The following is a 16,511-nucleotide window of genomic DNA, read 5'->3' as shown; positions in this document are numbered from 1 at the left end:
TTTATAAGTTAGAAATCGGCTTTTAGGCCAATAGTGTATTGACGCGGAGCTGGGCTGCCAGTAGGGGCATCCGGATCGATGCCCTCTTTATTTGCACGCCATAAAATACCAATGTTTGACATATTACCGTAAACACTACACACTATTTTGCCTTTATTTAATGGCAGTAGATAACCCAGGTTGATATAATGTAAACGAATATGGTCACCCTTAATTACATTAACAGTGGAGTACCGGTAAAAATTATCCCGCTCCCGGTATTGGGTATAATCAGAATAAACAAATGCCGGGATATCGGTGTGTAGTTCATCGCCCGGTTGTTGCCAGCGGTTGTAGTAGTCTGCATGACCGCGGCTGCTACCGGTCAATTCTACTGAAGAAAACGAGTTTTTAAAGAAATAATATCCGGCTTTGTACATGAGGTTTGCAGAAAAACTGAGGCCCTTCCATTCAATTCTATTAATAAAAGACCCGAAATGAACAGGAGCGGAAGAGCCCATCATAGTAAGTGCTCCCGCACTAAGCCCATCAATTCTAACTTTTTGTGTAATGTCAAGATAATCGGTAGTAAGTTCTCCGTTCAGGTAGCCTTGTGGATCACCCTTACTATTGAGACCGCCCCACTGATAGGCTGTAATAGCATATAGAGGTTGCCCTATAATAGGTGATATATTGTTGCCGCTATTAATATCAAACACACCTTTTGAGGTTGCGGTATAATAAGCCGTGGTTTTACTGGTATTATAATTATAAATGAAGCTGCTGGTCCATACCATCGTTTTTTTTATATTTATAGTATTGATGGAGACATCCCAGCCTTTCCCTTCCATGCCTGCAACATTGGCGGTAATAAATTGCCGGCGGCCCCAGGCTGTATAATCATAGGGCGTTTCTCCATAAAGGTCGGTTCCCTTTTTTTGATAGTACTCAACAGAGCCTGCGATCCGTTTTCCAGGGCTTTCAAAGTCTAATCCTATATTAACCTGTCTTGATTTTTCCCAACGCAATGAGGGGTTGTTTAACTCGCTGATACGTTGATAAGGCAACCGGCTTATTATGTTATCAGCAGCCAGGCTTACCGGCAGGGGTGTACGGCCCACATCAACATTGCCACTATAGCCGTAAGTGGCCCTAAGCTTTACATAGGGTAGCCAACTGGTTTTATAAAATGGCTCGGAAGAGATAAGCCATCCAATCCCGGCGGACCAAAGCGGGTTCCATTTATCGTTGGTAGCCAACCCGAATATATTAGATGCATCTTTGCGAAAGCTGCCGTTAATACTATATCTTTTTAATAAGGTATAGGAGCCATTGCCGTAAAAACTTACAAAACGCGTGCTGATGGTGGAACTCAGGCCCGCACCACCAGGGATGTACTGATAGCTGCCATTGATAATGATAGGGTAGGGTTGTGTTACATCTACCTGTGTGTTAGATAGTGGGTCTTTTCTATAGCCATATACGGTGAAACCTTCGCCAGGGCCCGAAACTGCATCGCGCAGCTCCCCGCCTGCAATTAAAGAAACCTGGTGCTTACGCCATATTTGATTATAGTTGAATTGACCACGCAGGTTTTGAGATTGTACAGGTGTGTTGGAGCGTGTTAGTATGTCGCCTATCGGCACCCTGTAACTTAAAGCCGCTGCAGCATTGCCCGGTATTATGGTAAAGCGATTGATTAGATTTCTCGTATAAAAACTCTCTAAATCGCTGGTGGTACCGGTCTCCACTTTTTGCTGTTGAAACTGGTATTGCAGGTTGGCGGACAGGTTACTGGTTATTTTGTAATCCATACCTGCTCTTACCAATATGTCCTGCATTTGAGTGCTGGTGTAGCGGTGCTGGTAATCTGTCAGGGGGTAATAATCCCAGTTTAATAATCGCCCGCCGCCAGCGGTATCAATGTATTCTCTCCGGTATTGATCAAGTGCCGTTGGCTGCCCCAACTCATCAACATATTGTAAATAGGGTATATAGTGACCGTTGATGCGCGAAACCGCATTGAAATCTGGCTTGCCGGTTTTAGAGCGGCTGCTGGTATAGTAAGCACTTAGGTTAAGGGTAAGTTGTTGGGTAATTTTCAGCTGGTTGTCGAGGTGTATGTTTATTTTATCAGCGGTAGCAGCATTGGTACCCGTTACACGGTTATAGTTTCCCCCTAATAACCAGGAGTAATTGGCGGTACCGCCGCTGATACTAAGTGAGTATTGTTGCGTTAAAGCTGTTTGTTGAAAATGCCTGGCGTACTCCTTACGGGTATCTTGTTGAGCGAAGCTATGCATAGCAGCTGCGGAGTCTTGTGCGGTTATTAGGCCATTGCGCCTATTGAGTAGCATACTAACAAGAGAGGGCAGTGGTGTGTGATTATAGTCATCCATTATCCAATCATCATAATAACCCCTTGTAAATAAACTTTCTTCTACTGCTAAAAGATCGATGGTGTTTATGCGGGGTGCATAAAAAAGATCGGGTGCCGAAGTAAAAAGGGTGCTGGCATTGGCATTTATTTTAAGCCGTTGGTTGAGCTGGCCGCGTTTGGTGGTAATGACAATTACCCCATTGCCCGCCCTGGCGCCCCATATACTGGCAGCTGCTGCATCTTTTAAAACAGTAACAGATGCTACATCGTTAGGATTGATATTGTTGATATCACCGTCGTAGGGAAAATTGTCAACAATGATCAGAGGCGCCAGGTTGCCGTTAATAGTGCTTAACCCTCTTATAGATATGGGGTTGGGTTGACCTGCGCTGCTGAGCTTATCGCTGTTAAAAATAAGCCCGTTCGTAACCCCATTCAATCTCTCCAGTATATTAGTACCTGTTTGTTCATTTAAGGTTTTGTTATCAATAACTGCGAAAGATCCATTTACTTCGTTAGGTTTTATGCGTTGATAGCCTGTATTTATAGTAACGCCTTCCAGTTCCTCATTATCCACACTCATCTGTATATTAAAGATACCCGGCTGGCTTACAACAAATGTTTGACTAATGTAGCCGGTATGCGTAACCAACAGTGTGTCTGGTAAATAATGCAGGTGCATCAGGTAGCTGCCGCCCAGGGCTGAAATGGTTATTAAGTTGCTTTTAATGCTTTTTACCGTGGCGCTAACCAGTGCTTCACCGGTAGTAGCACTGGTGATGGTGCCACTTACCGTAAATTTTGTTTGTGATAGTGCAGCTGTAGTTACACTAACTGCGATAGCGAGTATTGCTATTTTTTTTAACATAACTGATGTTTTTGTAGGTTATTGTTGTGGATTGCGCTGGTAGCCGCGCAGGTTTACCTCTTCCTTCATTTTGGCAAGTACTTCTTTGATAACAGTGGCGTTAATAAATGCCTTGCTAGTGTACCCCATATTTACCCTATCGGCTGCTATAAAGGCATAATTGGGCCTGCTGCCCTGGTTAAAGTGTGCCTGTAGTAGTGTGTCGGCCGTAGCTACAGGTACGCTTAGTTTTTTACAGTGCCGCTGCTCCCATTTAGTTATAAAGGGTATTACCAGGCTATCAGGCTCAAAGGTTACCATTAGTATCTGCAGTTGATCTTTAAATTGCTGCTGCAAAGAGTCTAGCTTAGGTATTTGTTTAATACAGGGGGCACAACTGGTAAACCAAAAATCAATCAGCAGCATTTTAGAATTATTTCCCGTTAATGTATTAATACTGGCGGTATCGCCCGGGTAGTTGATCAGGTTATTAATTACCAGGTTGGATAATCGTTCATTAACCGGCAAAGTAGTTACCTGGGGGCGTTGTGCGCTCAGGCATATGCATAAAATTGCCATTACGCTGGTAAGCGTTATTTTTTTGTTCATTGATCAGTTTTTAAAAATTAGTAAATGGTATTGTCTTTCATAGTTTATAAACCTGGTTGTTGCTTAAAATAGTGCCGGGTGGCAGTTGCAACCCATGAGAAGAAGCTGCACTGCCTACCCAAGGCTGTTGTTGGGCCCGGCACACTCCACCTTTCTCCCACTGTCATACAACCGTAGCGAAGCGAAGTGGAGTAATCTGTCTAAAAGCTACTGCGGCTGGCGTGGCTTGCAGGCATATATAAATGCAGCCTTAGCATTATAACTAATTGCTGGTGTAAATAATTTATGTGATATAGGTTTGCTCATCTGTTTTGGATTTGGATGAGTCTTTGATGGTAAATATGCTACGCTTACCGCAACAAAAAAGCGTGGAGCTCAACTTACCGCTTTTGAGGCCCTCGGAGGCCTTGGAACAGATAAGAGAGCCCACGCCGTAACGTGAGCTATTCTACTTATCATCCCGTTCCATTTTTGAAGTTTCCGAGGTTTCAAAAGCGAGACTCAAAGCGAATTGCTTCAAATGATTTATGAAGTAATTGCAAATATTATTTAATCATAGTTTCTAATCAACTTATTAACCTAAAGATAGTGAATGTTTTTTAATTATAGAACATATGGTTCTATTTTATAGAACCATTAATTCTATTTTTTAAAATATTCAAGTACTAGTCTATTCCTTTGAATAATGATTAAGGATAGGCGTTATAAGACAATAAAGAATTTAATTGAAAGTGGTCATATCAGCCTTTTCAGTGAAATTTTTGATACCCTACCCAAAAGTGTCCTCTACAAAGATCTTGGCATAAATAATACACGATTCAATAACCTTTTAGGAAAAGTTGAACAATTCCTTTTGAATGATATTTTTAGGATAGCTGACTTAATTGAAACAAGTAGGGAAAATGTCCTCAAATTAATTTTAAATCAATATGAATTTGATCTAAAAGATCAAAAAAAGTCAACTAAGAAGAGAACACAAGGGAGCCCTAAAAGAACTAAATAGAAGGCGAGCAATGACATTATATACCAGTTATTGAAACTCGCTTTTGCTTTCCTTGGTATTTTTCTGGCTCTCGTTTAGTTGATTTTCTATTGCCTGCGCAGGTAATATTAATTTTCCAAAATAAACAAGGCTGTACATGCTGGTTGCACCAAGCAGTAAGCCCAGGAAAAAAATATAATAATAGACTTGCTTTTTTTGCAGGCGTTTGTAGCGAAGTAATTCTTCGGTTTCGGTTAGAATGTGGTTCATATAAGTTATTGACTTAGTCTAGAATACTTTTGAAAATAACATCATGAATTTCGGTCTTTATAACAACGTAGTAAACATTTTTACGTTAGTCAGTCACTGAATCAAAGCGGCCGCCCCTTGTACGTAGTTTGTTGGGCGCCTGCGGCAGTATTTATTCGTCCAAAGTCACTAAAGTTTAACCCACTGCCCAGGTTGGCTGCAGATATACCGGGGGCATTAAAAACGGGCCAGAGCAGCGCGCAGCCCCCTGCACAGGTATTAACAGTAGCAGAGTCATTAGCAAAGAAATACAAGGCTCTTCCATCCTTATCAGTTAAATAATTTCCTAGTGCGGCATTGATTTTTAATTGAACGCTATAGGTTTGGGGTGGGGTATAATCATCCTTATGATGACAACTCAACCAAACAACCGAAAAAACCAACAGGATCATGGGGTGTAAACAGGCTTTTATAGCTGCTTTTTTTTCTATGGTGGCAATTTGTGTGTACATGGTATTATTTTTTTAAGATAAATTGATTATTGTACTGCTCAGAAATTATAGCTGCGATTGGCTTGACATTTTCTTTTTGCCAATAGTAAAAACCCGGGAGAGGTTAAAGCCAAACCTTATTTCGCCGCGGCCCCAGCTATTGGTGGTATTGGTAATAAAAGCTTTTTCGTTCATGCCCGTGGCATTGGAAAAATGCAGCTGGAATACATGTCCCCCTGTTTCTATATCAAAACCAATAGAAAGCGGGTTGCTGTAAACCTCTTTATCAAGCCCCGAAATAACATAATGATAGTCTGCTACAAAAGCTACCCGTTTGGAGAGCTTTAGCCTTGAGCCAATGCCCAACGCGTAAGTGTCATTAAAATCGGTGGCAGCAACTGCATTCCGGTGTACATAAGTGGGAGAGAGTTGCAAACTAAAAAGGTTGCTGAATTTACGCCCGATAATGACCTGGCTATAATAAGCCATCCGGTGTTTGGTTTCCCTGAGTGTGGCATCCTCGGCCGGTTTTGCAGTAGCAACGGTGCTTCCGGCTACCAATACCACAGACACCAGTATATTGCTTTTTCCTTTTGATTGCTGCAGCGCGCCGTATTTAATAAACCCGTCCAGCTCTTTAGCCAGGGTACTGCGCCCTACACCCATGGTCAGGTTTTTGGTAATGCCATAGTCAAACCCCAGCCGCATACTGGCCTGGTCTAATCCAAATAGCTCGCCTATACCGTCTTTAATAACTCCAAACCGGTGCAGGATACGTACATCCAGCACTTTTTTGCCAATAAACTCTATGGAGTGACCATTGATGACGCGGCTGGATTTGAAAGCACCTGTAACCCGCTCAGATCCTTCACCGGTAGAGTCGACCAGCGACAAAAGATCGTCCTGCGCAGATATGTTTTGCGTAAAGCAGCCTGCTAACAACAGGGTTAACAGGTATGCCGTTCGTTTCTTATTTAATATCTGTTTATTTTTTTTCATAGCTATTGGTTTAGTAGTGTATAATTGCAGTTGACGGATATATTCACTACCGGCGATACCTTGTCTTTAACTACGCCGGGAATGGAAATATTGAAATCGCTGGTATTAACGCTGAACCGGGACACGGCCTGTATGGATGCTGCGCTCACCTTAATGGTGCCTTTAGCCGTAGTTTCTTTCTTTACACCATGCATCTCCAAAATGCCCTTAACAGTGGCGGTATAAGTGCCGGGCTTGTTAAAAGGAATGGCTTCAACAATATTGCCTTTAAATACGGCTTTAGGATATTTGCTGCTTTCCATATAGTTTTCATTAAAGTGTTCCTGCATCAGCGCTCTCTTAAATTCAAATCCCCTGATCAGAACAGCAAATTCTATTTTTCCGGTAGCCGCATCCATTACACTGGTGGCCGATTTATTTACAGCGTCAATATCTTCGAGCGAAGTGCCGGCGCTAAAGCTGATGATACCCGTTTTAGTAAAATACTTTTGAGCAAAAGCGGGGTAAGCAGTGAATAGGATCACTGTGAATAAGGTTACTATTTTTTTCATGTTCCTGTTTTAAATTATTCTACAATGCTGCATTTATTGAGCACCACATCTGTTAACATGCCCGTACAAACGCCTTTGATTTTTATACGAGTGCCGGTTTTCAGGGGCTTCAACGCGGCGTTTTCCGTGTTATAAAAACTGCAGGTGACAGCCGCCATAGGGTCACCGGTTTCGAGGAAAACAGCGGGGCTTTCACCATTAAGCTCTATATGGCTGATCGTTCCCTCAACGACCACCACCTTATCGAGGTATTTGGCATTTGCGGTCGATTCATCTTGATTAAAATCGGCCAGCAAAGCCGGGGCCGTTGTTTCATAATGGGCTGCAGCCTTCCTGATGTCGGGTGGCTTTTTGTAGTAATAGTAAAGCGCCAAACCGGCCGCAGTAATTACTACCAGCAACAGTAAGGCCCATGCGGTTTTTCGTTTCATGGTAAGGATATTAATGATTAATTGTCTTTCTTGCCCGCATCGATCCAGGCTTTGATCAGTGCTTTTTGCGTGGCTGATAAAGCAGGGCCTCCCTTGGGCATACGGTCTGCCTGTATAGCGCTGTAAGCTGCTGTAGCATTGGCCGATATTTGTGCATACGTGGTTAGTGAAATGCCATTGGGCGGATTGGTAGCGCCATGACACCCGGCACAGCTTGCCGTAAAAATAGGCAGCACCTGTGTAGAAAATTTAACTTCGGCTGCGGGGGGAGTAGGGGGCGGCGTAACCACATCTTCTTTATCGGCAGAGCAACCAAGCGCCAGGGATAAAGAGGATAGCAACGCGATTTTTAAGTGTACCGTTTTTGTAGTTTTCATCATTTATAGTTTGTAGTTTAGAAAATGCCGGGCAATAGAGATCCTGTTGATGCTATAGCATCAATTTTTTAATTGAACCTGTGCTGTGATTAGTTTAAAAGATTTCTTTTTCTATAAGTCTCTTTTAATAGATACCTGTGTGCCAATGCCGCCAAGGCTAAGATTTCCGTATCCTATTTCCCCCATAGGTATTTTAAGATAAGGCGCCACCTGCACCGAAGTTTTATTCCATTTTTGTTCGTAGCCTACCGACACATTTGCTACGGCATAAAAATTCTTTCCCTGTCCCGTAACATCCCGGTCTATAAGGCGTGCTCCATTTTCGTCGGTATAATCGTATACATAACTTTGTTTTACCATTACCGTGGGTGAAACACCAGTGCTTACAAAAGCTTTTCTTTTTTTAGAATGCACCATATCATACCGTACATTAACCGGTACATCAATCATCGTGCAGGCCCCCGAAATATTGGACACTTTTGACGAAACAGGCTTACCGCCTGGGTTAAAGTACTCGTTTTCAACAGCATACGTCATGTTTTCATAAATAACGCCCGACTCAACCGAGACCCTGGTATCGTTAATGCGGTGCTGTACCAGGATGCCGGTGGTAAGCCCCGGGGTAGTTGAGACATCACCCTTTACCATGGCTATATTAGCGCCGCCTACCAGGCCAAGCTGCCACCGGCCGGAGCTGCTTCTTTTTGAAGGCTCTTTAGCAGCAGCAAAAAGAGGGTTGGCTGTGTAGTTGTTTTTATCGGAATATCCCTGCTGCTCCCTGGTCAGGTCTATTTTTTTTGCATTAGCCTGCTGTGTATTATTCGCAATAGCTTTGTCTTTTTGTGCTGGAAAAGCTGGTGGTATGAGCGGGTTGGCGCCCGCATGGAGTGGTGCGTTGCTTTCGTCTTTGAAGGAAGGATACATGATAGGCCCCGGTTTATTTCCTGTTATCACAGCTGACTTTTGGACTGTGGAAAATTGATCCTGGTCCTTTAAGGATAGCGGAGTGCTGATGCCTGCTGTATCTTTTTGAGCGTCTTTAGCCACGGATACAGCTGTATCGGTACCCGGATTGGATATATTTTGTGTAATGGTGCCAGCCTCGTGCTTCCCGGGTTTTGAAACGACTAACCAAACGATGGTGCAGGCTGCAAAAAGAACCAATAACGCTGCCGCAACTTTATAAGCCTGGGGCAGCGTAAAGAAAGGAGAGAGTCTTTTATCAAAGTCCGGTACTGATTCCGGTTCCTTATTTTTTAGTTGTTGCTCATTTTTTGTATAAAAAGCCTCCCAGGCCCCCTCCGGGGGATTGCTGTTTTTGAAGCTTTCAGCAGCGTCTCTAAAAAGCTGGTCCAGCTCTTCATCGGTCATATGTTTATACTTTTTCGGCATTGGTTATTTCCAGCATTTTGCGTAAATTTTTTCTGGCTTTCAGTAAGTTTGATTTTGAAGCGCCTATAGAAATACCCATCATGCCCGCAATTTCTTCGTGCCGGTACCCGTCGATTACATAAAGACAGAAAGTGTTGCGGTAAGCGGGGCTTAATTTCTGTATCAGTTTTACCAGGTCCTCATAGGCCAGTTGATCAGAGTCGTTATGTTTACCATACCCATCCATATGGTCCAATGTCTCAGCTACATGAATGGCCGAGGCTTTGTTAAGTGCCTTAAAGTAGTTGATACCTGTATTGATCATTATCTTTTTAAACCAACTCATAAATAACCTGGATAATGCTTCCTGGCCGGCAGGTGCTATAAACCCCGGAATGCTCCTGAAAACTCTTACAAATCCGTCATTTAGTATTTCCATTGCCTCATCATTGTTTTTAGCATAACGCAGGCATATAGATAATCCAAAACCAAAAAACCGTTCATACAATAGCTTCTGCGCAACAGGCATATCTTGCTTGCAGCCCAATATGAGGTCGTAGAGGCTATGGTCAGTGCTCAGAGCTATTCTCAAAAGTGTTTGCGTGATTTAATTAATGTTTCAACATTTGTATATACAGCAAGAATAAATAAATGGTTGCTTTATTCATCTTTTTTTATTGAAACAAGCTTATTTTCTAAGTTACACCACTATTATTTGGCATACCCTTTGTCTTTTACTGTTGTTAACCATTTAAGCTAATTATAAAACGCGATCATGACCACACTTTCCGATATTCTTAATAACGGTTTTATCGAATTGAAAAATAATCCGGCCACTTTTGACGAGTATGGTTATGGAATGGTAAAAGTGCATGTAAGTGCAGGAGTAGTTGTTAATGTATTCGTTACAGATATTAAAGTTAAAGGGGTGGAAGATATTGACGAATTAATGTACATGTGCAAGCGGGTGAACCAGTATGCTTAGCTGCCATCAAATTGTATTGTAAAACCGTACCATCATTTTTGTTCCGGGGACAGTTTAACATAATAACAAGTGACTTTTGAGACCATTGTTTGGTCCATTCAACTGCTTATTTCCTTATTCGCAATTATCGTTCTAAAGCCAGGGTCAAGCAACAAATTTTATCTGGGCACAGGTCTTCTTGTCATAGAGCGTCATACTTCTTACTAATTGCTATTACAACTTTCAGGTACACTGTTTTTCAAAGCAATATAGTTGACTAAAAATAATCTGATATTAGGTCGCATTACTTATATTCGTATTGTGTTAATAGAGGGTTAACACAAAAAACCCGGCTTGCGCCGGGTAAAGGCTGGCTCCCCTGTCTCTACAGGGGGGCTTTTTGATGCTTAAAAATACATAAATTACAGAGGATCACATGGTAATAGAAAAAAAAAGTAATACTGACATTTTTTAGGGTTGTTAATGACGCATTTGCCGGTGGAACGGCGCTAAAAGCCGGGACTTACACCAGGTGCGTAAATGATGGGCATTTGGTTCTGCAGGAAACGAATTACCGTATATCTATTTGTATTTTTTTCCTGTTCACGTATTCATCAGCGATTAATGCTAACTTCACCTTTTATGAATGAGGAGACTAAAAGTGTAGCCATCTTTGATGATGATGAGGACATTCTATCTATTTGCCATTATGTACTGCAGGACCAGGGATGGCAGGTAAATACTTTCGCAAGCTGCGATGATGTGGTGAACAAACTTAAAGCCTGTAAGCCGCAGGTGATCTTTATGGACAACTGGATTCCTCCCAAGGGGGGTATTGTTGCTACCCGGGAAATTAAAGAAGACCGGGACTTGAAGGACATTCCTGTGATCTATTTTTCTGCCAACAGCGAAATATCCAAATTGGCCAATACAGCAGGAGCCGAGCATTTCCTGGCGAAACCGTTCGATCTTGATCACCTTACTGAAGCAATCAAAGTGGCCTTGAACCCAAAAACCTGCTGAAAAGCATATTTTGGTTAACTACCAGGTATTAAGTAAGGTTTTCGTTGAACAATGCTCAGGAATTACCAGAAGCGTAAACTGATTGTATCTGGTTGATCAGATCATCTATTTCAAAAGGTTTCGCAATAAATCCATCTGCACCGGATTCGGCTGCTATTGCGCGGATATCACTATTGGCAGACATTAAAATTACGGGGATATGGCTGGTTAAATGGTCTGCTTTTAATTGCTTGCAAATATGACGTCCATCGGTACCGCCCATCCAGATGTCTAATAGAATCAGACCAGGGGGATCTTCCTTTACCTGCAAAACATGTTGAGGGTCTGCCGTAGATTTCACCTCGTAACCTTCCGACTCCAGTATAATGCTTACCACTTCAAGAATGCCGGGATTATCATCGGCTATCAGGATCCTTTTTCTCATGCTTCTTAGGGGCTCTTTTATAAAATAAATTTCTGTCCCGGGTTGATACCTAAATCAGGCAACTTCTGCCATTGAATTTTCGATTCTTTCAAATCAAAATATGTCGAACTTAGAAGGCGCACATTACATATGATCATCTTTCCGAAGTCAGGGACGGCAAAAATACAGAGTTATTTGCCAGATAATACATAAGGTGGCAGTTTAAAGATATTTCCCTGATATCCGGGGGCTCGGTTACGTATATTTTATCTTTAAAATACCGGTATCCTTATATCAATAAGTCTTGTGTTTTACAATACATGTCTATAGCGTAACAATATGGGGTGGATTTATATTTTAATTAGCTTTGCGTTCCCAGATCAGTATACTGTTTTACCGTATGCATCCGATAATACAACATATTCATAAAATTACTGCCGGTACTGTAACGGATGCGTTACCGGTACTATCATTCTTTGAAGCGCACTCATTTCGTAAAAAAGAAATGTTGCAGGAAGAAGGTAAACGTTGTGTTGCTTATTTTTTTGTAGTGAAGGGCTGTCTTCGCTTATTTTTTACAGATACAAATGGTGTAGAACAAACATTACAGTTTGCCCTCGAAAACTGGTGGATGACGGACCTGGACGCTTTTCGTTCCGGGAAGAATTCAGGTTATTCCATCCAGGCGCTCGAGCCCACTGAAGTTTTGAGCATATCGCACGGGGATTATGAACAGTTGTTAAAGAGTAATGCTTTAATGGAGGTGTACTTCAGGAAAGTGTATGAACGGGCCTATGCTGCTTCCTTATTGCGTATCCAATTAATTTCACGCATACCCAAGCAGGCATTTTACGAAAATTTTGAGTCGAAGTACCCCGATTTTCTACAACGCATCCCTCAAAAAGTATTGGCTTCTTTTCTGGGCTTTACACCTGAATATTTAAGTGAATTACGCAAAAACCGAAAGCAGAAAAAATAATGACAAACCGATTAGTAAAACATATTCAAAACCTGCTACCTGATTTTACTGCCGGTGAAAAAGATCTATCCCCATTTATAACCACAAGGGTTGTAAAAAAGGATGAAATACTTTTAAGAGAAAATGAACCCTGTGATGCTCTTTATTTTGTTGCCAGGGGCTGCCTCTATTTATATTATGAGCACCACGCAGTAAAACAGGTAATTCATTTTGCACTGGAAAACTGGTGGATCACAGACTATAAAACTTTTGCTATGAAAGGCCCGGCTGTTTATAGCATAGCGGCCATGGAAGACTCGGAGCTTATTGTAATAAACCGCCAACAATACGAAGCGTTATTAAACCAATATCCAATGGTGGCTCTCTATTTCAATACCATTCATGAGCGGGCTTACGGCGCTGCCTTACTGAAGCAGAAAACATATGCCACCACTACTAAAGAGGATTTTTATAAGTATTTCAAAAATACTTATCCGGACATCCTGGCCCGGATACCGGATCCTATTTTTGCATCTTATATGCAGGTAAACCTGGAAGAATTGGTACAATTAAAGCAATCCGGCGTTTCTTAAACCAGCTTAAGTTTTTCCGTGCTGGTGCTGTTCATCTTTGTATTATACAAATCACCTCTAAAAAAACAAAGATGAAAATAGTTATTATCGGCGGTACCGGCCTTATTGGTAGTCAGTTAGTAAATCAGCTGCAACAAACCAACCACGAAGTTATTGCAGCTTCTCCCAGCTCGGGTGTAAATACACTTACCGGTGAAGGCGTAAAAGAAGTTTTAGTGAATGCAGATGTAGTCATTGATGTTTCTAATTCACCTTCATTTGAAGCAACAGCGGTAATGAATTTCTTCAAAACCTCTAACGAAAATCTGTTGGCTGCAGAAAAAGAAGCTGGGGTGAAGCATCATATTGCCTTATCGGTAGTAGGTACCAGCCAGCTACAGGCAAGTGGTTATTTTCGTGCCAAACAAGTGCAGGAAGATATGATCAAATCTTCGGGCATACCTTATACGATTGTTCATGCCACTCAATTCTTTGAGTTTGCTGCAGGAATTGTACAAATGAGTACGGTTGACGGGAAAGTAAGTGTACCTGATGCCAATATTCAACCCATCGCAAGTAAAGATGTGGTGAGCTTCCTCGCTAAAACGGCAGTGGATCAACCTGCAAATTCGATACTAGAGATAGGCGGACCTGAAAAATTCGACATGACTGTTTGGATCAGTCAATATGCAAAAGCAACTGGTAAGGATTTACAAGTTGTATCGGATGTACAAGCCTTGTACTCCGGGGCGCCGTTAGAAAAGGATACGTTAGCGCCACAATCGGCCGTTTATTTGGGAGCCAGCCATTACGCTGAATGGATTGCTGATCCCGCAAACCAGCGCTAGATTAGCTGAGTTTCAGTTGTAAGATAAGTAAGCCCGGTTGTAAAACGCCGGGCTTATTGTTGTAACTATACTTTTAAATAACCCCGGAATCCTCTTGCGCCATAATAAGACTCTGCACCATTGTGGTAGAGAAATACAGTATCATATCTCCGGTCACAGAAAAGAGCGCCGCCTAGTTTTCTTATAGCAGCAGGCGTTTGAACCCAACTGGAAGTTTTCAGGTCAAAGGCTCCCAATTGTTGTAGCTCCCTGTATTGTACTTCTGTAAGTATATCAATACCCATATCTTCTGCCATGCCCAATGCACTGTCTTTGGGCTTATGCTCTTTTCTTGAGGCTAGTGCATCGCCATCATAGCAAATGCTCCTGCGGCCTTTTGGACTTTCGGCTGAGCAATCATAAAAGATATATTCCCCCGTTTTTTTGTCGTAACCAACTACATCTGGTTCGCCTTCCGTAATTTCCATTTCATTTAAAGACCATAGTTTGGTGGGGTTCGCTTCAAGCCGGGTCAGTACTTTATCCCAGTCAATAGCCTTATGCCTGTTTTTATTTTTTTCAAACCGGGTTTTCAATATTCCCAGAAGCTCGTCTTTTACAGAAGGTGATAGTTCTTTTTTATTGTTCATACTGAATAATTATTTTAGTAAGTTGATCAAAAATAACCTATGTCTAACACTTACACCCGGATTTACATCCATATAATATTTGCGGTTCGTTACCGGCGGGCTGCGATCGAACAGGCCTGGGAAGATCAGTTGCACAAATGCATTACAGGCATTGTTCAAAATAATGGTCATAAAATTATTGCTATTAATGCTGCTAGTGATCATCTTCATTTATTCATCAGATTAAATCGTGTACAATCTATTTCTGATTTAATGCGGCAGGTAAAAGGCGATAGCAGTGAATTTATCAATAAGAAAAATTTTATAAAACATAAATTTTACTGGCAGGAAGGGCATGGAACCTTCAGTAATAGCCGTTCACAAATTGATGCTGTTGCTAAATACATTATGAATCAGAAACAACATCATGTCAATACCAGGTTTCGGGACGAATATGCAGATATGTTGAAAAAATATAAGATTGACTATAATAAACAATTTATTTTTCATGATCCCAAAGACGAATAGAGCCTTACTTTGAAATTAACGGGTAGCCGCTATGCGGCAACACGTGATTTTTATGCTATATATCTATAAACAGGTAATGCCTCCGGCATTGTTTCGCTTTTCTTTATAGCCTATAATGTTGACAAATGTTTCGTATGCCGTAGGTATCATCATCGACTTTTACTTACTATAATGCCTTTGGCTTTTTTTTCGTTTTTATCTGCTGCCTTTTTTGATAGGGTCTTATAAGTTTTCATCCTATTCTTTCCTTTATTGAAAAGAACAATGGCGTCCAAGAGAATTTTAACAGGATGGTTTTGTTCCGTAGGAACCATCTATTGGTAGCCCAAAATGTTGATAGATGTTCTGCGTGCCGTAGGCCCGCAAACCCTAATCATCCAATCCCATTCCTTCCATGATTTTGGGTATATATTTCTTCACCCGGGCCTCCCTGGTTTTGGACTGCTTCGCCTGAGCAAAATAAAACAGGTAGGCCCTTTGACGGCCCGGAGTCAACGCTTCAAATGCTTTTTGCAATGCCGGTTGTTTATCTAATGCTGTTTTAAATTCTTCAGGAACTTCGAAAGCGGCGGTTTTTTTTAAAGGCACTTTCAATCCTGCTTTTTCCACTTCTATCGCTTCGTAAATATAAGCTTTGATCGCCTTTGCTTTTTGTTTTACTTCTTCTAAACCGGTAAATCGTAATTGCCGCGCCGACTGAACATTTTCTGTTTGCTGAATTAATATACCTTCCGGGTCTTGCAACAAAGCGCCTTTAAAGAACAGGAGCGCACAATACTCTTTAAAACCATGTATCAAAACAATATTGGCTTTGCCCAGGCAATAGCAGGGCTGCCCCCATTTGAGTTCTTCAGTAAGCCCGCAATCCAGGGCAAGTGCTCTCATCTGCTCAAATGCAGCCCGCCATGGCCCATCCTTATCAAAAAAGAAATCAACTTTCGGATTCATATAGGTGTTTATTAAGTGGACGAAACAAGCTTTCTGTTAACGGGCCTGAAATACCAGGATATAAATATAAGTACCAACAATAATACCGGCCCAAAGAACTCTTTTGCACCATCGCCTATTGCAAAATGTGATAGTACGGCTCCTGACATTACAAAGAAGAACCCGGCGTAGGCCCACTCTTTCAGCAAAGGAAATTTGGGTATCAGAACAGCCACTACACCTAGTATCTTCCATATTCCAATAACACCCAATAAATAGGAGGGATAACCCAACCTCTTCATCATTTCTGTCTCTTCCTCTAACTGAATAAGCTGCACGATACCGGTTGACAACATGCCTAATGCCAGCCAAATGGTGGCAATCCAGTAAATGATCTTATTTCTTTTTGGCATA

The 16,511-nt window shown here is 41.7% G+C and carries 20 protein-coding genes; 6 read left to right on the top strand and 14 right to left on the bottom strand.

The features are described 5' to 3' along the window. Positions 1-8: 8 nt before the first annotated feature. From U0035_RS03400 to U0035_RS03355, 10 genes are all read right to left on the bottom strand, one after another. Positions 9-3,227, bottom strand: coding sequence for a SusC/RagA family TonB-linked outer membrane protein (locus U0035_RS03400; RefSeq protein WP_114792936.1), 3,219 nt, complete (start codon positions 3,225-3,227; stop codon positions 9-11). Between the two features lie 18 nt (positions 3,228-3,245). Beyond that, complete coding sequence (locus U0035_RS03395) at positions 3,246-3,815, bottom strand: TlpA family protein disulfide reductase (protein ID WP_114792935.1); 570 nt, start codon at positions 3,813-3,815, stop codon at positions 3,246-3,248. Between the two features lie 1,030 nt (positions 3,816-4,845). Then, positions 4,846-5,067: a hypothetical protein gene (locus U0035_RS03390; protein WP_114792933.1), complete on the bottom strand. Its 222-nt coding sequence runs from the start codon at positions 5,065-5,067 to the stop codon at positions 4,846-4,848. Between the two features lie 101 nt (positions 5,068-5,168). Continuing rightward, on the bottom strand, positions 5,169-5,558 hold the full coding sequence (locus tag U0035_RS03385; protein WP_245957829.1) for a COG4315 family predicted lipoprotein: 390 nt from the start codon (positions 5,556-5,558) through the stop codon (positions 5,169-5,171). 45 nt (positions 5,559-5,603) lie between these two features. Continuing rightward, positions 5,604-6,536 (bottom strand): DUF5777 family beta-barrel protein, encoded by a 933-nt coding sequence (locus U0035_RS03380; protein ID WP_245957828.1) that lies wholly within the window; start codon positions 6,534-6,536, stop codon positions 5,604-5,606. Between the two features lie 2 nt (positions 6,537-6,538). After that, the gene (locus U0035_RS03375) at positions 6,539-7,087 is read right to left on the bottom strand and encodes a YceI family protein (RefSeq protein WP_114792932.1); all 549 of its coding nucleotides are present in this window, start codon (positions 7,085-7,087) and stop codon (positions 6,539-6,541) included. A gap of 14 nt (positions 7,088-7,101) precedes the next feature. Further along, positions 7,102-7,518, bottom strand: a complete 417-nt coding sequence (locus U0035_RS03370) for an OB-fold protein (protein WP_114792931.1) — start codon at positions 7,516-7,518, stop codon at positions 7,102-7,104. A 17-nt stretch (positions 7,519-7,535) separates the two neighbouring features. Further along, positions 7,536-7,898 (bottom strand): cytochrome c, encoded by a 363-nt coding sequence (locus U0035_RS03365; RefSeq protein ID WP_114792930.1) that lies wholly within the window; start codon positions 7,896-7,898, stop codon positions 7,536-7,538. A 108-nt stretch (positions 7,899-8,006) separates the two neighbouring features. After that, positions 8,007-9,287, bottom strand: coding sequence for an outer membrane beta-barrel protein (locus tag U0035_RS03360; RefSeq protein WP_114792929.1), 1,281 nt, complete (start codon positions 9,285-9,287; stop codon positions 8,007-8,009). Continuing rightward, positions 9,271-9,858 carry an RNA polymerase sigma factor gene (locus U0035_RS03355; RefSeq protein WP_245957827.1) on the bottom strand — a complete coding sequence of 196 codons (588 nt, stop codon included), beginning with the start codon at positions 9,856-9,858 and terminating at the stop codon, positions 9,271-9,273. Before U0035_RS03355 ends, U0035_RS03360 begins: the two co-directional genes overlap by 17 nt. Before the next feature lie 183 nt (positions 9,859-10,041). On the opposite strand from U0035_RS03355, the gene U0035_RS03350 reads away from it, so the two are divergent. Together U0035_RS03350 and U0035_RS03345 are read left to right on the top strand one after the other, a co-directional pair. Next, entirely contained in the window at positions 10,042-10,251 is a 210-nt protein-coding gene (locus tag U0035_RS03350; RefSeq protein ID WP_114792928.1) for a hypothetical protein, read from the top strand. A gap of 621 nt (positions 10,252-10,872) precedes the next feature. Further along, entirely contained in the window at positions 10,873-11,253 is a 381-nt protein-coding gene (locus tag U0035_RS03345) for a response regulator (RefSeq protein ID WP_114792927.1), read from the top strand. A gap of 55 nt (positions 11,254-11,308) precedes the next feature. Here the strand turns inward: U0035_RS03345 and U0035_RS03340 are convergent, their stop codons facing one another. Next, complete coding sequence (locus U0035_RS03340) at positions 11,309-11,677, bottom strand: response regulator (RefSeq protein WP_114792926.1); 369 nt, start codon at positions 11,675-11,677, stop codon at positions 11,309-11,311. A 379-nt stretch (positions 11,678-12,056) separates the two neighbouring features. Here U0035_RS03340 and U0035_RS03335 point away from each other — a divergent pair, with 379 nt between their 5' ends. The 3 genes from U0035_RS03335 (at position 12,057) to U0035_RS03325 (ending at position 14,034) form a co-directional block, all read left to right on the top strand. After that, positions 12,057-12,635, top strand: coding sequence for a Crp/Fnr family transcriptional regulator (locus U0035_RS03335; RefSeq protein WP_162818007.1), 579 nt, complete (start codon positions 12,057-12,059; stop codon positions 12,633-12,635). Further along, on the top strand, positions 12,635-13,207 hold the full coding sequence (locus tag U0035_RS03330; protein ID WP_114792924.1) for a Crp/Fnr family transcriptional regulator: 573 nt from the start codon (positions 12,635-12,637) through the stop codon (positions 13,205-13,207). The genes U0035_RS03335 and U0035_RS03330 overlap by 1 nt, the downstream gene beginning before the upstream one ends. A gap of 71 nt (positions 13,208-13,278) precedes the next feature. Next, positions 13,279-14,034, top strand: a complete 756-nt coding sequence (locus tag U0035_RS03325) for an SDR family oxidoreductase (RefSeq protein WP_114792923.1) — start codon at positions 13,279-13,281, stop codon at positions 14,032-14,034. A gap of 65 nt (positions 14,035-14,099) precedes the next feature. Here the strand turns inward: U0035_RS03325 and U0035_RS03320 are convergent, their stop codons facing one another. Then, on the bottom strand, positions 14,100-14,663 hold the full coding sequence (locus U0035_RS03320; RefSeq protein WP_114792922.1) for a DUF4256 domain-containing protein: 564 nt from the start codon (positions 14,661-14,663) through the stop codon (positions 14,100-14,102). A gap of 39 nt (positions 14,664-14,702) precedes the next feature. Here U0035_RS03320 and tnpA point away from each other — a divergent pair, with 39 nt between their 5' ends. Then, positions 14,703-15,170 (top strand): IS200/IS605 family transposase, encoded by a 468-nt coding sequence (tnpA, locus tag U0035_RS03315; protein WP_114792921.1) that lies wholly within the window; start codon positions 14,703-14,705, stop codon positions 15,168-15,170. A 369-nt stretch (positions 15,171-15,539) separates the two neighbouring features. Here tnpA and U0035_RS03310 read toward each other — a convergent pair whose 3' ends face one another. Both U0035_RS03310 and U0035_RS03305 read right to left on the bottom strand, forming a co-directional pair. Continuing rightward, a complete protein-coding gene (locus U0035_RS03310; protein WP_114792920.1) occupies positions 15,540-16,118 on the bottom strand; it encodes a YdeI/OmpD-associated family protein in 579 nt (192 codons plus the stop codon). An 11-nt stretch (positions 16,119-16,129) separates the two neighbouring features. Next, positions 16,130-16,510, bottom strand: a complete 381-nt coding sequence (locus U0035_RS03305) for a DoxX family protein (RefSeq protein ID WP_114792919.1) — start codon at positions 16,508-16,510, stop codon at positions 16,130-16,132. Between the last annotated feature and the right edge of the window lies 1 nt (position 16,511).

Source organism: Niabella yanshanensis (genome assembly GCF_034424215.1).
Taxonomy (GTDB): domain Bacteria; phylum Bacteroidota; class Bacteroidia; order Chitinophagales; family Chitinophagaceae; genus Niabella; species Niabella yanshanensis.
This window is presented reverse-complemented; position numbering and strand designations above follow the sequence as displayed.